The organism is Caballeronia sp. dw_19 (assembly GCF_018449515.1).
Taxonomy (GTDB): domain Bacteria; phylum Pseudomonadota; class Gammaproteobacteria; order Burkholderiales; family Burkholderiaceae; genus Caballeronia.
In genome coordinates this window covers 42,117-65,765 of record NZ_JAAVUQ010000014.1, presented here as the reverse complement: position 1 = coordinate 65,765, position 23,649 = coordinate 42,117, and the positions used below count along the sequence as shown (strand labels likewise).

Below are 23,649 nucleotides of genomic sequence, written 5' to 3'. Positions count from 1 at the left end.
GCGTCCAATATCGACCAGCGCTCGCGCTATAGCCGCTGGTTATAGCGCTCGCAACGGCATCTAACTCCGCGACGACTCGCCGGTCGATGTCCTGGCCGATGTCCTGGTCGACGACCCGGGCGCATCGTCACGCAGGAACTGGATGAGCCGCTCCGCTGATTGCGGCGGCGGTCGCGAGTGTTCGGTCACTGCGTACACCTGCAGGGTTTCGTTAATCGCGAGCGGCCGGATCTGGATGTCCGGATGAAGCTGGGGATAATTCGCCGTGAACGAATCGACTATCGCGATGCCGATGCGCTGCTGCACCAGCGACTTCGCAAGCGGATAAGTCTGCACCGACAAATTGCTGACTGGGGGCTGGGCGGCCTCATCGAGCCACGCGGAGAGGATCGCCCCAAGGTAGTCGTCTGGATCGATGGTGATCAGCGGTTGCCCTGCCAGATCGTCTGCTGTCAGCGGCTGGTCGAGCAGGGTGTCCGCCCACCAGCCGGCCGGTGCAATGGCGCACAGCGTACTTTCGCACACGGGCGTGGCAACCAGGTTGGGATGGGAGACGGGCCGCATGGTCAACCCGAGTTCGATCTCGTCGAACAGCAGCGCGTGTTCGATCTCGCGGGTGTGCGCGACGCTCAGTTCGCACTTGGACTGCGGGAACGCGCGGCACCAGCGCGCCATGACCTGCGGCAACGCGTGGTGTGCAAGCGCCGGCGTAGCGGCTACCCGCAACGGTCGGTCAGCGCCGTGCGCCAAGCTCGTGACAAGACGCCGGATCCGCTTGAGTTGTTCATCGAACGGGCCGAGTTCTTCGCGCAGCCGCAGCGCCTCGGGGGTCGGTACAAGTTTGCCTTTGCTGCGCAGGAACAGCGCGAAACCGGCGGACTGCTCGGCGTGCTGCAGCATTTTGCTGACGGCGGGCTGCGAGATGTGCAGAAGCTGGGCCGCGCCGTTGGTCGAGCCGGTGAGCATGATCGCACTGAAGATTTCGATATGTCGCAAACGCACCTGAGTCTCCCTGGATTGACATCGCCATGCAGCTTACGACACACACCGATCGTTTGGAACAAGGCTCTCGGGCAGAGCCGCCTGCGAGTTATATAAGCCGCCCTTATCACCACGCATACTTGACCCCTGCGCGCACGACATACGCGTGATAGTTCTGCGCGCCCCATGCGCCACTCACGTTGCTCCAGGCGCTCCAGTCCTTGCCAAGATCGCCATTGAGCCCAAGCTTTACCTCATAGCGATTCTCTGGATAAAGACTACCTGCCGGTATCTGATTAAACGAGATCGAGCTATCGGTACTCGTGTGCCACCAGTTCGCCGTGGCGTAGAACTGCATTTTCTTGTTGGCGCTGCGCTGGAAGGTGCGTTGCAGCCGCAGTCCAAGCCGGGTAATCACACCGCTGGAATCGGCGCCATTCACATGCGTGCCATTGGGCTCGGTCAGTGAGTCTTCCTGATAGTCGACGTAGATCAACTGGCCTTGGGGTTCGAGCACCCAGTTATTGAGCGGCGTAAACGCATAACCCAACTCACCCGAGATCGCCCAGCCGCGCGCGTTGTAATTCACCGTGGGCAAGTCTTCGCCTGAAACGCTATTGTTAAACCAGCCGTATTGCAACGACGTATCAGCATAAACGCCAAGCCGACTTTCATCGTTCTGATACCAGGTCGCATAGGCGCCAACGCTATAGCCCGCGACGTTGCCGCGCGCAGTCGCCGGGTTGCCAGCGGCTTCTGCGTTGCTTTGGGCGGTCTCGTAAGTTGCCATCAGCCCGAGATGCAGCAGATCAGCGCCGGGTGTGAGCTTTTTCTGGGCGACTTCCGCACCGCCTTGCATCAGGAACGAATCGGTGTTTACGTGGAAGGTGCCATCACTGCTATCGCTGCCTTCGTTACGCCCCTCCATGTGCAGCCAGACTGAACCGGGACGACCTGCGCCATCGCCGTTCACTGCGCTTTGCGAGGTTCCGCTCGCGCGATCATCCAGACTATGCACGAACATTTCCCCGGCCACATGCTGGTTCGCCAGATAAGCGGCCACTTCGGGGCGGAAAAGCGGTTGCGGTGGGCTAGGGGGAGTGGGAGGCGTTGGTGGCGAAGGCGGCGTGGGAGCTTCAGAGCGCAGATACCAGTTGCCGTCCGCACTTTGCTCACCACCCTGAAAGAGCTGATATTCATACGGACCTGCCACTACCCGTCCACTCAGCATGAACGCGCCAGCGGCCGAGTGCGTGGGATCCTGAACCTGAACCACCATGATGCCGTTATCGACGCCCGCCGCTCCGGCACCGCCGATATTGTTCACCGTGAGTTGCGTGGCGCCCTTGGCACCGACGGCAGTGGCGCCAGCAATCAGTAAATCGGAGTTCGATGCGCCGCCGCCTTCGTTCAACACAGTATCGATCATGAGCTTGCCGCCGTTGGAGGTATACGTGCCGCCTACCGTCATGCGGTCGCCCGCTGTGCCATTAGCCATCGTCACGATGCCGTGATTGTCGAGGTTGCCGGCAACCGTAAAGCTCGCATCGGGGCCATTGGCGAAAGCGGGCAGCGCATTGCCTACGCCAATCAAACCATCATTAATCACCGACCCGGTGACCGTGCCATAGCCGCCCAACGCACCCGCTGCGCCGACCGTGACCAGGCCGCTGCCCGCTAAATTGGCGTTGGTGTGCGCAGCGTCGCCGATGGCGAGCGTGCCAGTATTGACGTTGGTATTGCCACTGTAAGTCTGGATGCCATTGAAGACCAGTTTGCCGGTGCCGTCCTGGGTGACTGATCCGGTGCCGCTGATGACGGAATCGAAAATTAAGCTATCCGAATGATTGAAGATCAAGGCGGCGTTATCGGTGATGTCGCCCGAGACTGAGCCGGTGGTGCCGCCGTTGCCCAGTTGCAGGGTACCGGCGCTGATAGTGGTGCCACCGGTGTAGGTGTTGGCGCCGGTCAGGATAGTCGTGCCATTGCCCGCTTGAGTCAGTGAACCGGTGCCGCTGACCGCTCCGGCATAGGTCGTAGCGTCACTGCGGTTAAACGTGAGTGCTGCGTTGTCCGTGATGTCACCAACATAGCTGCCCGTGGTTCCACCATTGCCAATCTGCAAGGTCCCGGCGCTGATCGTCGTGCCACCGGTAAAAGTATTGTCACCGGTGAGAATCAGCGTGCCACCGTTCGCATTCAATGCGCCACTGCTGCCGCTGATGGCGCCGCTGAAGACGCCGCCGTTGTTAATCGTCAGATTACCGGCATCGATGTTAAGCGTGCCTGCGCCACCGAGCGCGCCGATCGTCTGCGTCTTGCCATTGATATCAGCCGTCGTGCCCGCATTGAGGGCGAGTAAAGATGTGTTGCCCAGTGCGTTGTCGCTGCCAAGCACCAGCGTGCCGCCGCTAACAGTGGTGGTGCCGGTGTAGTCATTGGCGGCATTGATCAGAGTGATGCTGTTTGTGGCATCGATTGTGAGATTGCCGCTACCGGTGATCTGCGCCTTCATGTCGGCGCCCCCGGCGGGGTTGGGGGTGTCGCCTGCGAGCGTGAGGGTCTGGCCGGCTTGCAAAGCAAGCTGGCTAAGGCCGTAACCCGCATACAAGCCAGTGTTGGCGCCGGTACTGAGCGTAAAACTGTAAGTGCCGACAGCAACCGTGTTGCCGCCTTGGGTAATGTTCCCGGTCGAGGTGGCGAGCGGGTTGCCCGCCAGATCGGTGAGCGTGAACCCAGAAGTATTGCCGGTGACGCCGGTTGCGCTAATCAGTTGCGTGTTGGCGCCATCGTCTTGCGTGAGCAGGTTCCCGGTGGGGTCGACAGCACTGCCTGGATCGATGCGCACGGTGCCGCTATTTAAAGTGAGTGCGCCGGTGCGGATGGTGCCGGAGAGCAGGTTTGCGAAGGCGAGCGTATTACCGTTAAGCGCCAGGTTGCCAATGGTTTGCACGCCCGCGCCCACTGTCGTGGTGTTGCCAGTATTCAGTTGCAGGGTGGCGTTCGTGAGAGCGGCGGTGTTATTGGCAGAGAGATTAAAGGTGCTTTGATTGAGCGTGACATTGCCGGTAAAGGTGCTGCCCGCGCCAGTGCCGAAGTCGAACGTATTGGTGGCGCTGCCAAGCGACACGGCGAGCAAGCCAGTGCCGGTAAGCGCGTTATTGAACGCGTAGTTGCCACTGACGGGGGTTAAAGCGAGCATGCCGGCACTGGCGATATTGACTGCACCACTGCCGATAGCGCCGGTGCCGGTCAGTTGGAGCGTGCCCGCGTTGACGGTGGTGCCGCCGGTGTAGGTATTGTTGCCCGTGAGGGTGGTGGTGCCGGTGCCGGCTTGCGTGAGCGAACCGATGCCGCTGACTACGCCCGCATAAGTCACCGCATCCGAGCGGTTAAACGCTAACGCTGCGTTGTTGGTGATATTGCCGAGAATCGAACCGGCGGTGCCACCATTGCCCAGTTGCAAGGCGCCTGCGCTGATCGTAGTGCCACCGGTGTAGGTATTGTTGCCGGTGAGGGTTGTGGTGCCACTGCCATTTTGCTTCAGTGACCCTGTACCGCTGATGCTGCTACCAAAGCTCAATGCATCCGAGCGATCAAAGGCCAGAATGCCACTATTGCCGACACCGCCTGAAGGGGTGACGCTACCGCTGGTGCCGCCATTGCCTATTTGCAATGTACCTGAAGTTATTGCCAAAGAGCCTGAATAGGCGCTGTTGCCAGTCACGATAAGCGTGCCGGTACCGGATTGTATTAGCCGTCCTGTCCCGGAGATCGCTCCGCCGTAAACTAGCGTGTCTGAACGATTAAAGGTCAGGCTTTGACCTTGATTGCTCACGTCTCCAGTAATACTGCCGCTGGTACCACCATTGCCGATTTGCAGCGCCCCATTCAATGTGGTGACACCCGTATAGGTGTTGTTGCCAGTCAGGATCAATGTGCCAGATCCGGCTTGGGTAAGGCCGCCGGAACCACTGATAACGTTGCCATAAGTCAGGTTATCGGAACGGTTAAAACGCAATTGACCGCCGCTATCGACCAGCACATTGCCGCTGACACCACCCGTGGTGCCGCCGTTACCAATCTGTAACGTGCCGCCGCTTGAAATGCTCGACCCGGCTCCTGCCCCGGCATTCGTCACTTGACCCGTAATGACCAGCGTACCGTTTTGCACGTTTAACGCCGCTGCACTGGGGGCCGTTGTTCCCACGTTACCGCTCAATGTCCAGGTGCCACTGTTCAGGGCAGAGACGGTGGTAAAGCCGCTAAACGCGTTGCTCGCGGTACCATTGCCTTGTAACACGAGCGTGTTGCCCGCGCCTGTGCTGGTAACCGCGCCGTTCAACACGCTGCCGGTTTGCAAAATAACCTGGGTGTTACTACCACTAATACTGATGGCAGTGCCGCCTGTACCGGTAATCGTTCCGGAATTGGTCAGCGTTCCTCCTCCGCTGCTTTGCAGTGCGACGCCGCTGCTGCCGCCTGAAATGGTGCCGCTGTTCACCAGGGTCTCGACCCCTGTACCGCGTAACAGTGCACCATAGGCAGAGCCGCTGATAGCGCCGGCATTGTTAATGGTGATTGACCCGCTGTTATTCAAAATACCAACGCCGCTGGTGCTACTAATGGTCCCGGTGGCACTTTGCGTGACAGACCCGCCAGCAAGTACCAACCCACCTGAAGAGCCAGAAATAGCGCCATCGTTTACCACGTTGATCAATGCAGTGGCAGGGCCTCCACTGTAAGAGATGCCATAGAAGCCCGCAGAGCCAATATTCGCTCCGTTGTGGTTGGTAACCGTACCGCCATTCGGCAGAAAGATGCCAGCCGAGTTCGGACCGGCACCTTTGATGGTGCCGAAGTTATCTATCAGGGCTGCATTGACCGTAGCCGAGCTGAGCAAAATCCCCGCCGTATTGCCATTACCGTTTGCTGTAATCGAGCCGTTGTTGGTCAGTTGCCAGTCTTTCGAAGTATCACCGGAAATAGCGGTGCCGCTAACGGTGACCGTGGTTGTTACTGGTGCAACGAAGATAGCGGTGGTGGGGTCGAGCGTTTGTAAGACAACAGGATTGGTTGAACTATTGATGGTGGTGGCGTAGAGACTTCTTGAGGCAGTTGAGCTTAATACAAACGGAACTCCGATAAGCAGCGCTTTGATCGCCGCTTTTATCAATGGATAACGTAACCGAAGAACTAATATTTTTCTTGAGGAATTCGTTTTTTTCATTTCCGCCCCATGTAAAACCACTACACCTTCATAGATCAAAGCGGCCACTGTTCAGAATATTCCGGCACTACGAAGCAATCAGGGAAAGTAAGTATTTTTATATTTCAGCGCTTTTCCACGGAAACATATTTATTCGTTATGCGAAATAAAACCTACCTCGTGCCGCTGGTCATAGAGTGTTAAGTCAAGCGCAAACAGTCAGGCTGGCCTACCTTCAAGAAAAAATAGTTTTTCAAATGTACTGCATCATGACGAGAAAGGCGAGGCAATGAGCATTGCCGTTAGCTCGCATGAAACAGTTGCCAGTTTTTGCATAAATTTGTCAACGCCCTACTGAAATCTGGTTTAACAGTTTCAAAAACGAGCGATTTGATGGCATGCGTTACGTCACGCATGCCGAAATAAAGGCGGCGAGTTTTGACTATATTGAAGTCTTTTACGCTCCCGAAGGAAGTCCTCTTACGGGATAATCGAAAACGGCTGCATTTGACGCTTGGACTAAAGCTCACCAATCCAGTATCTCGACCGCCGGATCAGCGAACAAAATCAGGAGGAGCGGGTTGCATAAAATCCACTTCCTGGAAGACGAAATATCGAGGGAACTTCACCGCTCCTGTTTCCGGGGAGCGGTGAAGTTCGACATGGATACATATTTGGAGGGAGGTCTTACGCGGATAGCGCGGGGTGAACCTTCTGCAGGTTCAATCACTGGTGGCGAAGCGTGTGGGTATCCGTGTTCGGAGAAGGAGGGTTTCACACATCGGTGGCTCTGGCGAGCACCGTGCTTTTGGGGCACCTATGAATAGAAACTGCACGCTGTGGACACTTAGGGTAGCGCGTTTTGAAAGCGTTTTCTTTGCTTCGTTTCTTTGTCGCTTTGGACAAAGAAATGACGTGCCGCCACGCACAGTGGCTAATAGTGATAAAGAGAAAATCCGACTCTCGCAGACCACCACGGCCGAAAGCACCAACCCGGCATAGACCCCGACCACTACCCCAAAACCCTCCCACACCAACTTACTGCACCGCCCGCGCCGCAGCAATAATCGCCGCAGCAACCTCCGCTGGCTTTGACAGCATCGCGACATGGCTCGCATCAACCTTGACAACAGTCGCACCGATCTGCTGCGCCATTGCGGCCTGCAAAGCCGGCGGAATCATGCGGTCCTTTTCCGTCAATACGAACCACGATGGCTTGTTATGCCACGCAGCCTCCGACACCTTATCGTCGGTGCAGCCCGCGAACCAGGGACCTTGAGTCGCGGCTACGAGACGGGCTTGTGCAACAGGCAAATCCTGGGCGAAGTCGTGAATGATTGCATCGGTAGAAAGTGTCAGGTATCCGGCGGAATCTTTCTGCAGTGCGGACGCCCACGATGGCGCCGGTTTCCCCTTCAAGATGTCGTTGATCGACTGGTCCTTGTCGGGCGCAAAAGCGGCAACGTACACCAGCGCTTTCACCTTGTCGTCATTGCCGGCTTGCGTAATGACTGAACCGGCCCAGGAATGGCCGACCAGTATGACGGGGCCGTCCTGTTGTTCGATCACCCGCTTCGTCGCCGCTGCATCGTCATCGAGCGACCTGAGCGAATTTTGCACCGCCACCACGTGCAAGCCTTTTGCCTGAAGAATCGGGATAACCTTATCCCAGCTCGATCCATCGGCGAACGCGCCGTGCACCAGCACCACGTTTTTGCCCTTCAGGTCATCAGATGAAGACGCGGCGCTGGCTGGGGTGAACGCGGTAAGCGACAACAGCCCTCCAAGCAGCAGCGAAGCGGCCAGGCATTTTTTGAGCAGGGTGTTCATAATGTGAATCCTCTTGAATAAATCGGGTTAGGAAGGAAATCAGTGTGCGGATTGGAGAATGCGCTGATTGGGCGATCTCTTGTATCGGTCAAATGACCGAGCCTGTGCCGATCCAACGAGCGCACTAAGCGAAAAGAGAAAAGAGAAAAATGAGGCGAAACTGATGCAAGACGACTCTGCTATCCGGGTGCTGGACGCCATCAAGGCGCTTGCGTTTATCGGCGACCTCAGCATGGGGCAGCCAACCGATCATTCGATGCGTACCGGCTGGCTTGCGGGACGGCTCGCCGCCGACGCCGGCCACGACGAGACGCAGTGCGGTGTTGCCATGGAGGTGTCGCTGCTGCGGTGGTCGGGCTGCACGGCAAACGCAGCGGGTTTCTCGGAGTGGCTGGGAGACGACGTCGGCAGCAGGGCGGACATGCTTGCGATGCGGCCCGGATGGGCCGGCGACGAATCATCGGGACGGCTCGGTGCGGCCATTACGCCGCTGGCGCAGATTCACTGCGAAGTATCGGGCGAAGTCGCGCGCATGCTCGGGCTAGCGGGAGCAACCCAGGTGGCGCTGCGGCACATTTTCGAAAGTTGGGATGGCTGCGGTTTCCCGCATCAGACGCAGGGCGGCAACGTGCCCGACGCCGTGTTTCTCGTCGCGCTGGCTGGCGATATCGAGATTTTCAGCCGTATCTACGGGGTGGAGCAGGCAAAGGTGCTGATAACCCGGAAGGCCGGTCATCAGTATCCGCAAGCGCTTGCGCAACTGGCATTATCTCGCGCGCCAAAATGGCTGAACGAGCTTGACCAGTGGAGTACGTCGGCGCGCGATGAACCCTTGAACACTCAACCGATGCAGCAAACGAGCGCGCCGGAAATCATTGCTGACGTGATCGACCTGAAGCTGCCCTGGATGGCGGGCTATTCACGGCGCGTGGCGAACGCGTCAGCGGTTTGCTGCGCGCGCCTGGGCCTTGACGAGGAGACACAGCGCCGCGTGTATCTCGCCGGCTTGATTCACGGCATGGGACGCGCGGCGGTGCCGAACTCGGTATGGAACACACCGGGCCGTTTGCCCACGGGAGCCTGGGAGAAAGTGCGGCTGGTCCCCTACTGGACCGCACGCGCAGGCAAGCAGATCGGTGCCCTCGCTCGTGAATCGGAGATTGCTTCGCTTGCCTATGAGCGGCTGGACGGTTCAGGCTATTTCCGGGGCGCAGAAGGCGGTGGCATTGCGCGTGAAGGCCAGGTGCTCGGTGCGGCCGCCGCCTGGGTCGCGTTGCGCTCGAAGCGTCCCTGGCGGGAGGCATACTCCGCTGAAGATGCCGCAACCTTGCTCCGCGAGCAGGCGTTGGCAGGGCGATTCAATGCCGATATTGTCAGTGCGCTAATCTCGAATGAATATGACGCGTATGACGGCGGCGTAATTTGCAGTAAACCCCACTCGGCCCAGGCACCGCTTCTGTCGCCTCGGGAATCGGAGGTGCTTCGTCACATTAGCCTGGGCGCCAGTAACAAAGAGGTGGCAAAGGCGCTTGAGCTAAGTCCCAGCACGGTGCGCACGCACGTCGAAAGCGTGTTCCGCAAGCTCGATTGCTCGACGCGTGCGGCGGCTACCTTGAAGGCGTCGACGCTTAAATTGATTTGACGTAGGCGACTCATTCGACCGCGCTGACATCGGCACCGGTCAACGAGTATCGCCCCGGGAAGCAGCTGACTTGCAACCCGGGGGGCAACAGACATCAGGGACGCACTTCATCCGAAGTCAAATCACGGTTCAAGTCGCTGCTGCTTGCCACCTGCTTGATGAGCTCTTTAGACGGCTCTGCAACCGGGACTTGCTGGGTGTCAAACAGCGGCTTCTCAGGATGCACGAACAACCAGAGCACCGTGCCTAACGCGGCCGCCAGTGCGATGACTATCAAGGCGCTACCCCAGTTACCGGTGAGCTTCACCATGAAAGCGACGGTAACGGGTCCCGCGACGTTCGATGCGGCTCCCCACAGATTAGTCCAGCCAGACATCACGCCGGTAAAATCCCGCGCCAGGTCCTGGGCTGCCGACCAGACGACGACTTGCACAAAACCCACCGCAGCGAATGATAAGCACAGGAAACCAACGACGGCCGCAATATTCACGGCATATGAAGCCAGACAGAGGGCGATAGCGCTAACAAGAAATCCCACCATGGCGACCGGAGCGCGAGCGGCCCAGACCGATTGAGTACGCTTCAATATTTTGTCGCATACGATCCCCGCCACGAACACCGCCACGAACACGGCGATCCATGGAAGCGACGCCGCAAACCCCATGGACTTAAGCGAGAGTCCACGTGCGCGCATGAGATAGGTTGGTAGCCAGGTCGTGTAGAAACTCTGGATCAGGACCAACAAAAAGTACTGGATACCGAAAAGCCAGAACCGCGGATGCCGGAGACACTTCAGAAATAATCCTTTGGCGACAGCCTCCGGTTCCGACTGTCCCGCAGCAATATAGGTTGCCTCCTCAGCGGTAATCAGGGGATGCCGCGCCGGCACATCGCGATAACCGAAACACCACGCGATTCCCAGTACGAGGCCTATTGCACCGAACACATAAAAGACGGAGTGCCAGCCGAACTGCAAGATCATCCAGGCAGTAAGTGGCGCGGAAATGATGGGTCCAAGATAGAGCCCCGCCAGGAGAAAGGAGTTACCCTTCGCGCGTTCATTCTTGGGGAACCAGCGTTTCACCGCGAGCACACCGCTTGACCAGTCAGCGGATTGTGCACCTCCGAGCAGAGCGCGGCAGCCGACCAGCCAGTTAAAGCCCACGCCGAACGGCGTCACTATCATCATCAAGGACCAAAGTGCGCTCGTTCCAAACAGGACCTTCCTGGACCCATGACGCTCGGCCAGCCTTCCCGCAGGGATCTGTCCCAATGCGTACGTCCAGAAATAGATAGTCAGGATCACTGACATCTCGACAAGCGACAGCCCTAGCTCTTTCTGGATCGTGGGGGCGGCGATCGTCATCGCGGCGCGGTCCAGCGTCATGACGAAGGTGATGGGAGCGATTAGCAACGAAACAATCCCCCACCGCAAATTGCCGTTTCTTTTTGGCATTCTCACTGCTCCAAGGATAATTAACCACGCGCTGTTATGGAATCACTGCTACCGATGCGGTCTTGCCAATTGCTTTTCAATCGTTTCCTAATCGTTTCCTAATCGCCTTCCGGTCGTCATGCCTCAAGCGGAGGGGAGGGGCACGCTATTCATGCTGTCAACGCAGATGTCATGCGTGCACGTTGTTTGGGCCAACAAAGCCGCTGCCGAGACAAGCCCTTCGTCAGCGCCGTGAATACGAAATAGTCCGTCCCCGGGCTCGACGTGCTGACCCACTGCGGCAAGAAGATCTACGCCGGCACCCAGATCCGCCGGAGCGCCGGCTGTTCGCGCAATTCCCGCGATGGCCCAGCCATCAATGCTGGAGACGACGCCTCCCTGCTGCGCCACAACCGTTTGTGCAAACCTGGCCGGCAAAACCGGCGGTACTCGCCGGCCCTGGCTATCGACAATGCGTTCGAATGCACTTCGGGCCTGGCCGGAAGAAAGCAGCGACTCCGCGATCTGCCGGCCCTTTGAAACGGTGCCTACGGCCGGTGCCCAAGCAAGAATCTCTGCGGCGAAACGGAGGGCTTTTTCGCGCAGGTCGGCGGGTGCATCGGGGTCGTTGTCCAGCACCAGCTTGACGTCCCGTACCTCGAGCGCAGGTCCGATGCCACGCCCGATCGGGCTGCTGCCATCGGTGACCATGGCCTTGACGCGCAACCCCAGGCCCGCTGCGACATACTCGAAAAGCTCACCTAACGCGCGTGCTTCGAGTTCGTCCTTCAGCTTGGCGTGCGGACCGTAAGGAAGATCGATGATGACGTGCGTGGATCCTGCCGACCACTTCTTGGATAGAATCGATGCAACGGACCAGCGGTTTGAATCAAGGCCCAGTGGTCGGGTAAATGCATTGATCCGATCGTCAATCAACGAGTGATTCAACCGTCCGTTCCATGCAATACAAGCGCGCGCTTCACTGACGCAACGACGTACCTCTGCGCTGGTGAGATCGACACGTGTGACCGTTTCCATTGCGTCGGCAGTACCTGCGGCAGAGGTGATTGCTCTTGATGACGTCTTTGGCATTGCAAGCCCGAACGCCGCCACAATAGGGACTACGATCAAGGTGATCCGGCTACCTGGGACGCCTCCCATTGAATGCTTGTCAACGAGCATTGGCTCGTCCCAAACGATGCGCGGCGTCAGCTTGCAACGCACCTTTGCCAACGCGAGCACTTCGGCGTCAGACAGGTTTTGCGACGCGTGTAAAAGGAACGCGTTGATATCCCGGTCCGAATAACGCAGTGCAAGAATGTCGTCGAGCACAGCGCTATATTGAGCTTCGTTCAGTGCTTCGCCCGCGATCTTTGCCTTCAGGGCGCGCATGCTGGGCGGAGCAGGTTGCGTGGCACGGCCAAGCGCTGCGACGAAACGTTCTATCCCCTGCTCAAGCGTTCCGTCATTTAATACCTTCAATATCTCAACGTCAGCAGAGGTCGGTTCGACCTGACGCGCCACGCGTTTTAAAACCTCCTCTGGGGTTTCCCTGCCTCGCGCAAGAATTCTTGCGGCGAGCACGGAAGCGGGCGCGCTCACTTCGACTACCACCAGCCGCGGCACGCGAGTTGAAAGCACGTCGATCATTGCTCGTGACCCATTCGCGATGACGTGATGCCCCTGCGAAAGTGCATTGAGGAGATCACGACGCAACCCGTACCTCAGTCCGTGTGCCGACCAGGTAATAAGGAATTCTCCTTGGCAGTCGAGACGCGCGAACTCGGTTTCATTAAGCGCTTCGTGATCTTCACCCGGCGAGCCGTGAGGCCGGGTGACTACCCGACGCGCAAAGACGAAATCGCTGAGAACTTCACGCGCTCCGTCAATGAGAGAGTCTTTGCCGGCGCCACTCGGGCCGACCACAAAAAAGAAAATTCCGTCGGACATGAGGTTGTTACTCCGCCTCGTCCAGACCGATGTCAACGCACACCGAAGCCTGGTTTATCTTGCTCGTGGAGATATAGTCGACGCCCGTTTTCGATATTTCCCCGATGGTTGCGAGGCTGATACCGCCAGACGCTTCAAGCTTCGTACGGCCATTGACCAGCTTCACGGCCTTCGTCATTTCCTCGACGGACATGTTGTCGAGCATGATCACGTCAACGCCGGCTTCCAGCGCTTCCTCGACTTGCTCGATGCGGTCGCACTCCACTTCGAGCTTCGTCAACACCGGCAATTGGCGGCGCGCACGTTGCACAGCCTTCGTGATTCCGCCACAAACCGCAATGTGATTGTCTTTAATCATCACGCCGTTATCAAGTCCGAGGCGGTGGTTCAAGCCCCCGCCGCAGGTCACCGCATGCTTCTCCAGCATGCGCAAACCGGGTGTGGTCTTGCGTGTGTCGATCAATCGTGCGCGCGTTCCCGCGACTGCCTTGACATACTCCGCGGTGAGGTTGGCAATGCCCGACATGCGCTGCAGGATGTTAAGCGCCGTTCGCTCGGCGGTCAGTACGCTTCGCGCATTTCCCCGTACGTCAAGAAGCACAGCCCCTTTCTTTACGTGGTCACCGTCCTTGACGCGTACGACTACGTCGAGCGTTGAATCGTAGCGCTTGAACACCCGTGCTGCGACGTCGATACCCGCCACGATCAGATCCTCGCGTGCATTCATGAAGAATGCTCCCGTTTCGTTCGCTTCAATCATGACCTGTGCGGTGAGGTCACAATACCCAATGTCCTCGGTCAGCCACATGTCAATCAGGCGATCCGTTTGAAATACGTCGTACATGTCCATCTCCTAGTGTATGAAAAAACAATTGTTGCTGCTGTATCGGTCCGGGCGTCAGGACTCACGGCTTATTCTTTTTTGATCGACAAGGGCGTCGGAAGGGGTGCCCCTTAAATCGAGAACAAAAAATATCGGACTACGAAATAGATAAGATTTAACGCAAGCATGACAGCGTGGTAAGGCAGTCTTACTGGCGTTGATGTACCTGTCGTTTCCGCCTGCAATTACAACGTCCACGCTCAAAAGCTATGCCCGGCCCGGACACTGGGCAGGTTGAACAGACGGCGGCGGCCGTGACGAACTCAAAGCTTGCCTGATCCGGTGTCGCGTTTGTGTCGATAGCTATCAGTAAGGACCGGCGAGCAACGCGCCCGGCGCCAGGCGTTCGAGGTTCCATTCGCGCAGCATGGGCAGGCCGTAACAGCGGCGGAAGGATCTGCCCGATACGCAAGGTCTTTGTCATCTGGTCGACTCCTCCGAAGCGCGGCATCAGGTTGCGTTTGATTTCTGAAAGTCTAGTGTTCACATTATAATTTGGCAAGATATCTAAGTATATTTTTGTTGGTGCATGTGTGCTTTAGTTTGGTGAAAACCCTTATTAAATGCCTCATTTAAGGGAATACCCCATTTGAAGTCGCACGCATGGAAATGATCTTCTTCAGGAAAAATTCAATGTGTACACTCGATATGACTTTATTCAACCAACCTGGACAACAGACTGTTGGCGAGCGCAGGACATGGAGGGAGTGAAGCGCGCTCTGCAGCAAGGCGGGAATCTGAAAAACATCGAAGAACTCGGCGGGAACTATCAAGTATCCGGGTTTCGTGCCGTACAACGCTTAGTACACGACTCTATAAAGACCTCATGAAACGCCTTACATTTCAGCAACAGTTGTGGATTCCTTTGGCGCTCGCCCTGATTTGCCTGATCTCCGTGGCGGGTTTCGGGGCTTACCAGACTCGCGAGGTCCGTCTGGAAGAAAGACAGCATTCGTTGAAGGACGCCGGAGATATAGCAATGAGCATCACGCGCCGTTATGCGGCGCTGGCCGCTGACGGAACCTTGTCGACGCCTGAAGCGAAGAAGCAGGCACTCGCGCAATTGCGAGCGATCCGTTATGGCGCCGACGGGTACGTATCCATCGTCGATTCAGATTGTCATGCCGTCATGAACCCTTCCAAGCCGGAAACCGAGGGCAAGTACTTTGGCGACTATCAGGATTCCAACGGGAAGTACGTGTACCGCGCGATGGCTGCAATCGCGAAGGGGTCTGGCGATGGGTTCGTTGACTATGCTACGCCACGGCTCGGTTCGAAAGAACCCGTTCGAAAGCGCAGCCACATCGCCACCTTTAAGCCCTGGGATTGGTCGTTCGTGACGGGTGCTTACCTGGATGACATCGACGAGGCATTCAACGCATCGCTGCGCCAGTTGGTCGTGCTCGTCGCCATCATCGCGGCCATGCTGTCTGGTGTTGTGTACCTTGTGAACCGAAGGCTAAACCGTTCGCTAGGTGGCTCGCCGGAGTATGCAGCGCAGGTCGTGGGCGCTACAGCAGGGGGTAACCTCGCGCAGCACATAGACCTGCAAGCCGGCGATCGGGGCAGCCTTCTGTTCAAGCTTCAAGAGATGCAGGCGCAACTGCGTCAGGCGGTGGTCGCGATTATCGGCGCGGCGAATTCCATTGGAACGTCAACAGATGAGATATCGTCGGGCAACGCTGACCTGTCAAGAAGAACCGAGGGGCAGGCCGCGTCGTTGGAGGAAACTGCTGCAAGCATGGAGGAGCTTACGTCGGCGGTGAGACAGAATGCCGACAACGCGCGACAAGCTTCGGTGCTCGCCGGCGATGCCTTTTCCATCGCGAATCGAGGTAACGACGTCGTTTCGGAAGTCGTCGCGACCATGGATGAGATCACCAGCAGTACGAAACAGATTGGGGAGATCCTTGGGATGATCGAAGGGATCGCGTTCCAAACCAATATCCTCGCACTCAACGCGGCTGTCGAGGCCGCGCGGGCCGGTGAACATGGCAGGGGATTCGCGGTTGTTGCATCCGAAGTCCGGAATCTCGCGCAGCGTTCATCGACCGCCTCCAAAGACATCAAGAGATTGATCGAGCATTCGAATGGTCGCGTTCAGAGCGGCGCCACGCTCGTCGATAGCGCCGGCCAGTGCATGAAAGAGATACTGGTTTCGGTTCAACGAGTCACCGCGATCATGAAGGAGATCGCGTCGGCCTCCGAGGAGCAAAGCGACGGGATCGAACAAGTCAATCGGGCCGTTACCCAGATGGACGAAGTAACGCAACGAAACGCGGCGCTTGTGGAGCAGGCGGCAGCGGCTGCAGTGTCAATGCGCGAGCAAGCTCATGGACTTGTGGAGAGTGTGGCTGCTTTTCAGGTCGACTGAGTTTATCCGCACGCACGCGATAAACCAGCGATAAACAATGGCCCCATAAGCGCCCGGTTAAGCAGACTGGTGCATAATTGGGGAACGGCCAGCCAGTCTTCGCTTTGCGGCGGTTCACGCCCTGTGAATCGCCGGATCAGCTTCTTCGCCCTTCAAAAAATTACGTTGGATGGCCAGCTTCGTTTTTCGCTCCTTGTCACGCGGCAAGAGCCGGCGAATGGAATTCGACCGCACTTCGTCACAGGAGCAGCAGTGACAACTCGTGCTACAGCAGACGAAGCAACCACTCAATCTTTCACGGTGGTGGGAATTGGCGCTTCCGCAGGCGGACTCGAGGCCATCTCGGAGTTGCTCGGTGCCATCGCGCCGTCCTGCGGAATGGCCTTCCTGGTCGTCCAGCATCTCGCACCGTTTCGGCCCAGCCTGCTTCCGGAGATCCTGTCGAAACACACTTCAATGCCGGTCATTGAAGCGACCGACGGCATGGCCATTGAAACAGACCATGTCTACGTGATCCCGCCCAACAAGAGCATGTCGATCGCGCAGCACCGTATCAGGCTGCAACCGCGGGGAGAGACCCTGGGGCCGCCCATGCCGATCGACGACCTGTTCGATTCGCTCGCGAGCGACCTGGGCGTCAATGCGATCGGCGTGATTCTTTCCGGTAACGGCTCGGATGGCGCGCTCGGCCTACAGGCTATTCAAGGCGGGGGCGGCATTACGTTCGCACAGGACACGGCGTCGGCGCGCCACAGCAGCATGCCGCTCGCGGCCATGGGACTCGGTTGTGTCGACAGCGTGCTTGCACCGCGTGAGATCGCACGCGAAATCGCGCGCGTCGGGCGCTTTTCCAGCCGCGCACTGGACGAGCTCGAATCCATGGGGCCGGCAACGGACCCCGGGGACCAGAGCCTGCGCCCTCTGTTTCGCCTGTTGCGCAACGCCTGCAACATCGACTTCACCTACTACAAGCGCGGCACGGTCCAACGCAGGTTATCGCGCCGGATGGCATTGCGCGAAATGACCTCGGTCTCGGACTATGTTGCCCTGCTCGGGTCCGATGCCGCTGAAACGCTCGCACTGGGCCGTGACCTGCTGATTCGCGTGACCGAATTTTTCCGCGATCCGGCAACCTTCGACGACCTGCTCCGAACCGTCTTTCCGCGCCTGATCAGCGACCATGATGCACCGCCAGGCATCCGCATCTGGGTACCCGGTTGCGCGAGTGGAGAGGAGGCGTACTCGATCGCCATCTGCCTCGTGGAGTATCTGGGCGATCGTCTCGCCGATACCAAGATTCAGGTCTTCGGTTCCGATGTCAGCGTCGATGCGCTGGAAACCGCACGCGCGGGCCGCTATATCGAGAACATCGCACGCAATGTGTCTCCCGAGCGGCTTGAGCGGTTCTTTGTGCGCGATGGTGACCACTACTGTGTCAGCAAGTCGGTCAGGAGCCTCTGCACGTTCGCCCGCCACAACGTGGCGACCGATCCGCCGTTTTCGAGGATCGACCTGATCAGCTGCCGCAACCTGCTGATCTACCTGGATCCCGTGCTGCAGCGGACAGTCATGCCGCTGTTTCATTACGCGCTGGCGCCCGATGGCGTACTTATGCTGGGACCGTCGGAATCGGTGGGTGCGTCGTCTGAGCTATTCAGCGTGATTCCCAGCGTGTCGAGCAAGCTCTATAGCAAGAACCCCAGTCCCGGACGTCCGAGGATGGGCCTGCCTGCGTCGACGGTGATGCCGCAATCGTTTGTTTCCACCAGACCCTCGAACGGCGGTCGCGAGGTCCCGACGCGTGCCGAGTTGCTGCGTAACGAGGTCAATCGCATGACTTTGGAACGGTACACGCCGCCGAGCGTGCTATGCGACGACGAACTGAATGTTCTCGAGTTTCGCGGCGATACCTCGGCGTATCTGGCCAATCCGAACGGACCGCCCAGCAGCAGTCTCAAGCGGCTCGCACGGCCGGAAATTTTCCTCGCGATCGACGAGGCTGTCAGACGGGCGCGCCGCGAAGCCACCGTTATCCGCAAGGCGAGTCTGCGTTTAAACGCCGCTGCAAGCGTGACGCTCGAGGTGCATCCGGTACAGATCGCGGGCGTGCCGGGACGTTGGTATCTGATCTTCTTCGAAGCGCCTGCCGAAGGCGTAAGACTATCGCCCAAGCCGGGGCGCGCACCGCTGACAAACTTCGTGGCGCAGGCTTTTCGGCAAGTCAAGGGGCAGCCCGAGCGCGAAGCCCACAGCGAGAAGGACCTTGAAATCGCGAGGCTGGACGCCGAACTCGAGGGCAGCCACCGGCATTTACTGGCGATACTCGAGGAACATGAGCGAGCACGGGAGGACCTGCGGGCAAGCGAAGAGGAACTGCTGTCGAGCAATGAGGAATTCCAGAGCACCAACGAAGAACTCGAGACCGCCAAGGAAGAGCTGCAATCCGTTAACGAAGAGTTGACGACGACCAATGACGAGCTGCGGTATCGCAACCATGAGCTCAAGACCGCGAACGACGAGGTCGAACGCGCGCGCGACTTCTCGCAAGCAATTGTCGAGACCATGTCCGAACCGTTGCTCGTGCTCGAGGCGGACCTGAAGATCACTTTGGCGAACCGCGCGTTTTACCAGACCTTCCAGACATCACCCGACAAGACCATCGGCACGAAGCTGTATGACCTGGGTAATGAGCAGTGGAATATTCCCGCGCTGCGTGAGCTGCTCGAGGAACTCGTGCCGCAAAGGACCAGCGTTCGCGACTATCAGATCACGCACGAATTCCCGGGCATCGGGCTACGGACAATGCAACTCAGCGCCATGCGCATTGCATGGCCCGCGCAAGCGTTGATCCTGCTTACGATCTCCGATGTAACCCAGCAGCACCAGGCATTCGGCCGCTTGCAATCGGCGGATCAACAAAAAGACGAGTTCCTCGCCATGCTCGCGCATGAGTTGCGCAATCCGCTCGCAGCCATTCGCAACGGTCTGCAGGTTTGGGAGCGGGACAGCGCTGACAAGGAAATGCAGAAGATTGCCCGCTTGGGCGCACAGCGGCAACTCGACCACGAGATCCGTCTGGTCGAGGATCTGCTGGATGTGTCGCGAATCACGCGGGGCATCATCATTCTCAAGACCGAGCCGATTGACCTCGTCGAGACGGTGCGTCGAGCGATCGAGGCCATGCGTCCGGAATTCGAGGCTTATGCGCATGAAATCACATTGGCTTTTCCAACCGGTGTGCTACCCATCAACGGTGACGCGATGCGGGTCGAACAGGTCGTGACCAACCTGTTGGGCAACGCGATCAAATACACGCCGCACGGCGGTCATATCCGGATTTCGATTGAGCGCTATCTCGACGACGCGGTCCTGACCATGGTCGACAGCGGCATTGGCATGACGGCCGAACTCATTCCGACGATCTTCGATATCTTTGTGCAGGCCGAACGTTCGCTGGATCGCAAGGCCGCGGGTCTCGGTCTTGGCCTCGCGCTGGTGCATCGCCTGGTCGGATTGCATGGCGGCGACGTGCGCGCATACAGCGAAGGGCCCGACCGGGGCAGCAAGTTCGTGGTGCGCCTGCCCGCCATGCCGCGCGGCACGGTGGCTGAGGAGCCGGTGCATGTGGCGCTTCATTGCGCACCGTCGCTCGGCGCCATGCGCGTGCTTGTGGTGGACGACAACCTTGATGCGCTGGAGAGCAGCGCTGCTTTGCTAAGGATCGACGGACACGAGGTGCAAACCGCGCGCGACGGTCCATCCGCGCTTCTCTGTGTCGAACAATTCAAACCCGAGGTGGTGTTGCTCGATATCGGCCTGCCTGAAATGGATGGCTACGAGGTCGCTCGCCGGATACGTTCGATGCCGGGTCAACATGACACCTTGCTGATTGCCCATAGCGGGTACGGCGAGGAGGAGCATCTTCAGCGAGCCACGCAAGCGGGTTTCGACCACCACCTGATCAAGCCGGCCGACCTCAGCCAGTTGAGCGCCCTGGTCGCGTTGTGCCGCGATAGACGCAGTCGCTAGTAGCCGACGCCGCGCAGCTCCTGGCGCGCTAGTGGTGAGCGTGTTGAAGCAAGGGAAGGGACGTCATAATGGACTTGCCTGCGTTCAAGTAACGGCCAAGCGGCGAAAGAGCACAATCTTTGCGCTATCCAGAACGACGGCCAGCACGACAGCGGCGCCTAACACGGCTGCAATGAGCTGCAGCGGCAACGCCGTCATGAGCAGTCCATTTGACGCAAGCACCGTAATGATCGCCACGTCTGCGACCGAGGACGCGACCAGCCATCGTCCGGGCGCGGAGCTCCACATACGCTGCCGTTCCCGTGCGACGTAAAACACGGCCTGTCCGCTGAACACCAACGTGACGACGGCAACGGTTCGCAGTGCGTCTGTATCGAGACCCAGTACGAACTTGCCGGTCGCGAGCGTTCCTACGCAGAAGAGCAGATCGATCATGCCCATTGCAATGCCCGCCAGCGTCAGGTTGCGTATATGCCAGATGTTCGGGCGCGGCGAGGGCCGCACATTATCGGTGGATGACGACATGGCGAGAAAGTCGCCTGTCACCATCATGAGCACCATGAGTGCGGGCGTCAGTATCGCGTGACCGGTCATGAGCAGGCCGGCCGCGAGAAACAGGACCTGCACGATCTTGTGGATGATTGAGCGCAGCGTATAGGTCAGGATGCGCTGGAAGGTGGTGCGGCCTTCCTCGACCAGGGCGACGATGCCACCCAGACCCGCCTCGGTCAGCACGACGCCTGCCGCCGACTTTGCCACGTCCGTGGCGCTCAACACGGCGATACCCATTTGCGCCTGGCGCAGCGCCGGCGCGTCGTTCGCTCCGTCGCCGCACATCCCGACGATATGGCCGTGCTTCTGCAGCACTTTGACGAGCTGGTATTTGTCCTCTGGCAGGACACCTGTGTAGATCGAGTAGGACTCTGCATCGATGTCTTCGGGCAACGGTGTGGTGGCCCAGGTTTTCCCGGTAATGCCGACCAGGGCCGCGACGGTTTCGGCAGTCTTGCGAGCGTCGCCCGTCACCATGACCGTTCTCACACCGAGCCCGCCGAGCTGAGTGATCAGCGCGGCAGAGTCGTCGCGCGGCGGGTCGCTGAGGCCGATTATTCCAGCCATGACGAGGGCTCCGGGTGGGCCCGAGGCCACGGCCAATACCCGTAATCCCTTCGCCTCAAGTTTCTCCGCTTCCGTTGCAGCGGCCGCGCAAGAAGGTGTCAACGAAGAGATGGTCGCAAAGGCTCCTTTTACAACGTGCAACGGCGCGCCGTCCGGCGTGCGTAGCGTGGCCTCGGAGCGCTTCAAGGCCGGATCGAACGGCACGAACTTGACCAACGCCGGCGCGTCCGGGATCGGCTTGGCTGAGGACGCGCCGCGAATGGCGGCGTCGACCGCGTCCTGGCCACCGTCCGAGCTCGCAAGCGCGGCGAGCGCAAGCAGGTGAGCTTCGTCGAATGGAGGCATCGGGCTGATCGATATGACCGCAAGTTCGTTGCGCGTCAGGGTACCCGTTTTATCGGAGCAGAGAACGTCGATACCGGCTGCTTCGTCGACTGCCGAGAGGCGCGTCGACAGAACACCCCTGCTCGCGAGAGACCGGGCGCCGACAGCCGCGGCCAAGGTGAACATCGATGGCAACGCCACAGGAATTGAAGACAGGATCGCGACCAGAAGCAGAGGCACCATCTCACTGATCGGCATGGAGACGAAGAACGAATACACGCCCAGCAGAACAGTCACGGCTCCGTTGAACAGTACAAGGTTACGCACGACTCGCAATACGGTTTTCTGTTGCGAGCTCTCCGCCGTGGCGGTGCGAACGAGTTCCGCTGTCCGTCCAAACTTGGTGCGTTCGCCTGTTGCAACCACCTTTCCAAGGGCTTCGCCACGTCGCACGAGTGCGCCCGCGAACGCATGAGCACCCGCGCCCGATTCGATTGCCACCGACTCGCCGGTCAGCATCGACTGGTCCAGCAACACGGAGCCGTCGATCAGATCGACATCGGCTGGGACAACCGTCCCGAGCGAAAGCTTGACGATATCGTTAGTCACCAGGCCGGCAGCGGGCACGGTCTTCCATTTGCCGTCACGACGGACTGCGGCCAGCAACGCAAGACGCGAGCGGAGCGCGTCGACCGTCGCTTGAGCCTGACTCTCCTGAAAGAGGCCAAGACCCGCGTTGAAGAGCAAGAGCAACAGGACGATGCTCGCGCCAACATAGTCTTTCAGCGCCACTTGAAAAATAATGGCGACTTCAAGCATCCAGGGCACGGGCGCCCATAATTTCTTGGCCGCCATCCAGAGGGGACTCTGGCGAACATCGGCTATCGCATTCGCGCCTTCGGTCTTCAGACGACGCTCGGCCTCCTCAGTCGTGAGGCCGGATGGCACGGCGGCGGTGCCATGGTCCTCGGGGCCGGGCGGCGGGACCGGGCGGCGGTCGTCGACCACCGCGCTTGAGTCATGTCCCTCCGAAGGACCGGAATTGTCGCCGGCTTGCGAGTTGGTCGACGACTGAATCATCAGATGCTCCAAGCGTCCGCGAGCGAATGCGGACTATGTCAGGTCGGCGTGCCGATGCGGATCGCGTTACGCGGTCGAGTCAGATCAGAGGGCTGTTGTTGCCGGCGCTTCGTTGGCAGGTGCGGCCCCTTCGTGAAGGTCCAGCCGTGCCGGTTGATGCGTTTGCAGGATTGCACGGGCGCGCGCCATCTCTTCGGCCGGGCCGTTCGCCATGACAATAAATCCGTTTGCCTGGAGCGCGGTCTCGTAATGGATCACGTGATCCTTCGGAACGCCTGCGTTGAAGAGCGCGGCGCCCAGGGCGCTGACACCGCCTACCACCACCGCGCCTTCAAGAGCGGATACCACGATGGACGCAAGATAACCGACCACGACGACCGGTCCGATGATCGGCAATGTCAGGAAGACACCACCGAACAAGGCGCCCCATAGAGCTCCCCAGAACGCGCCGTATTTGCCCCATATCTTCATGCGGTCGCCGGTATTGTAGAAACCGACCACTTTTTCTTCAGTGTGATAGCCCTTGCCGACCACACTGAAATGTTTCATGTCGAAGCCGTTTTCAATGAGCTTTCGGACAGCCGCATCGGCTTCGGTGTGGTCATTGAACGTGGCGATCAGAACGTCGTTGCCGGTCATTTGCTTCTCCTTTAACGCATTGGATAGGGCGCAAAAAGGTTCGCGGGTGCAAACCCTTCTGCGCCAGTGTGTTTCGATGGTACCTACATAGTCCGTGCATGCGCAGGCTCGGAAACTACTCAGTGCGTGCCGTGCGCGGTACGGTGATAAACGC

At 58.9% G+C, this 23,649-nt stretch carries 11 protein-coding genes and 1 pseudogene; 4 read left to right on the top strand and 8 right to left on the bottom strand.

What is annotated here, in order from left to right; all coding sequences use genetic code 11:
- Positions 1-60 precede the first annotated feature (60 nt).
- Together HB376_RS19695 and HB376_RS19690 are read right to left on the bottom strand one after the other, a co-directional pair.
- The gene (locus HB376_RS19695; protein ID WP_213765350.1) at positions 61-1,002 is read right to left on the bottom strand and encodes a LysR substrate-binding domain-containing protein; all 942 of its coding nucleotides are present in this window, start codon (positions 1,000-1,002) and stop codon (positions 61-63) included.
- A 106-nt stretch (positions 1,003-1,108) separates the two neighbouring features.
- Positions 1,109-6,211: an autotransporter outer membrane beta-barrel domain-containing protein gene (locus HB376_RS19690; protein ID WP_213765349.1), complete on the bottom strand. Its 5,103-nt coding sequence runs from the start codon at positions 6,209-6,211 to the stop codon at positions 1,109-1,111.
- 329 nt (positions 6,212-6,540) lie between these two features.
- On the opposite strand from HB376_RS19690, the pseudogene HB376_RS19685 reads away from it, so the two are divergent.
- Positions 6,541-6,701 (top strand): annotated as a pseudogene (locus tag HB376_RS19685) (IS3 family transposase); the annotation flags it as partial.
- Between the two features lie 527 nt (positions 6,702-7,228).
- Here the strand turns inward: HB376_RS19685 and HB376_RS19680 are convergent.
- A complete protein-coding gene (locus tag HB376_RS19680; RefSeq protein ID WP_213765347.1) occupies positions 7,229-8,020 on the bottom strand; it encodes an alpha/beta hydrolase in 792 nt (263 codons plus the stop codon).
- A 163-nt stretch (positions 8,021-8,183) separates the two neighbouring features.
- On the opposite strand from HB376_RS19680, the gene HB376_RS19675 reads away from it, so the two are divergent.
- Complete coding sequence (locus HB376_RS19675; protein WP_213765346.1) at positions 8,184-9,662, top strand: HD domain-containing phosphohydrolase; 1,479 nt, start codon at positions 8,184-8,186, stop codon at positions 9,660-9,662.
- A 94-nt stretch (positions 9,663-9,756) separates the two neighbouring features.
- On the opposite strand, the gene HB376_RS19670 is transcribed toward HB376_RS19675, so the two are convergent.
- The 3 genes from HB376_RS19670 to nadC all read right to left on the bottom strand — a co-directional run bounded on the left by HB376_RS19670 (position 9,757) and on the right by nadC (position 13,891).
- Positions 9,757-11,118: an MFS transporter gene (locus HB376_RS19670; protein ID WP_213765345.1), complete on the bottom strand. Its 1,362-nt coding sequence runs from the start codon at positions 11,116-11,118 to the stop codon at positions 9,757-9,759.
- A 123-nt stretch (positions 11,119-11,241) separates the two neighbouring features.
- The gene (gene phnN / locus HB376_RS19665; RefSeq protein WP_213765344.1) at positions 11,242-13,047 is read right to left on the bottom strand and encodes a phosphonate metabolism protein/1,5-bisphosphokinase (PRPP-forming) PhnN; all 1,806 of its coding nucleotides are present in this window, start codon (positions 13,045-13,047) and stop codon (positions 11,242-11,244) included.
- A gap of 7 nt (positions 13,048-13,054) precedes the next feature.
- Positions 13,055-13,891: a carboxylating nicotinate-nucleotide diphosphorylase gene (nadC, locus tag HB376_RS19660; RefSeq protein ID WP_213765343.1), complete on the bottom strand. Its 837-nt coding sequence runs from the start codon at positions 13,889-13,891 to the stop codon at positions 13,055-13,057.
- An 865-nt stretch (positions 13,892-14,756) separates the two neighbouring features.
- Here nadC and HB376_RS19655 point away from each other — a divergent pair.
- A complete protein-coding gene (locus HB376_RS19655; RefSeq protein ID WP_213765342.1) occupies positions 14,757-16,304 on the top strand; it encodes a methyl-accepting chemotaxis protein in 1,548 nt (515 codons plus the stop codon).
- A 252-nt stretch (positions 16,305-16,556) separates the two neighbouring features.
- Entirely contained in the window at positions 16,557-20,333 is a 3,777-nt protein-coding gene (locus tag HB376_RS19650; protein WP_213765341.1) for a chemotaxis protein CheB, read from the top strand.
- An 84-nt stretch (positions 20,334-20,417) separates the two neighbouring features.
- On the opposite strand, the gene HB376_RS19645 is transcribed toward HB376_RS19650, so the two are convergent.
- Together HB376_RS19645 and HB376_RS19640 are read right to left on the bottom strand one after the other, a co-directional pair.
- Positions 20,418-22,856 (bottom strand): HAD-IC family P-type ATPase, encoded by a 2,439-nt coding sequence (locus HB376_RS19645; RefSeq protein WP_213765340.1) that lies wholly within the window; start codon positions 22,854-22,856, stop codon positions 20,418-20,420.
- A gap of 84 nt (positions 22,857-22,940) precedes the next feature.
- On the bottom strand, positions 22,941-23,495 hold the full coding sequence (locus tag HB376_RS19640; protein WP_213765339.1) for a general stress protein: 555 nt from the start codon (positions 23,493-23,495) through the stop codon (positions 22,941-22,943).
- Between the last annotated feature and the right edge of the window lie 154 nt (positions 23,496-23,649).

What these genes read in the sequence shown, in the direction of transcription:
- HB376_RS19675 (WP_213765346.1), top strand. Translation starts at nt 8,184, where the DNA reads ATGCAAGACGACTCTGCTATCCGGGTGCTGGACGCCATCAAGGCGCTT.
- phnN (WP_213765344.1), bottom strand. Translation starts at nt 13,047, where the DNA reads ATGTCCGACGGAATTTTCTTTTTTGTGGTCGGCCCGAGTGGCGCCGGC.
- HB376_RS19640 (WP_213765339.1), bottom strand. Translation starts at nt 23,495, where the DNA reads ATGACCGGCAACGACGTTCTGATCGCCACGTTCAATGACCACACCGAA.
- HB376_RS19680 (WP_213765347.1), bottom strand. Translation starts at nt 8,020, where the DNA reads ATGAACACCCTGCTCAAAAAATGCCTGGCCGCTTCGCTGCTGCTTGGA.
- HB376_RS19655 (WP_213765342.1), top strand. Translation starts at nt 14,757, where the DNA reads ATGAAACGCCTTACATTTCAGCAACAGTTGTGGATTCCTTTGGCGCTC.
- nadC (WP_213765343.1), bottom strand. Translation starts at nt 13,891, where the DNA reads ATGTACGACGTATTTCAAACGGATCGCCTGATTGACATGTGGCTGACC.
- HB376_RS19645 (WP_213765340.1), bottom strand. Translation starts at nt 22,856, where the DNA reads ATGATTCAGTCGTCGACCAACTCGCAAGCCGGCGACAATTCCGGTCCT.
- HB376_RS19690 (WP_213765349.1), bottom strand. Translation starts at nt 6,211, where the DNA reads ATGAAAAAAACGAATTCCTCAAGAAAAATATTAGTTCTTCGGTTACGT.
- HB376_RS19670 (WP_213765345.1), bottom strand. Translation starts at nt 11,118, where the DNA reads ATGCCAAAAAGAAACGGCAATTTGCGGTGGGGGATTGTTTCGTTGCTA.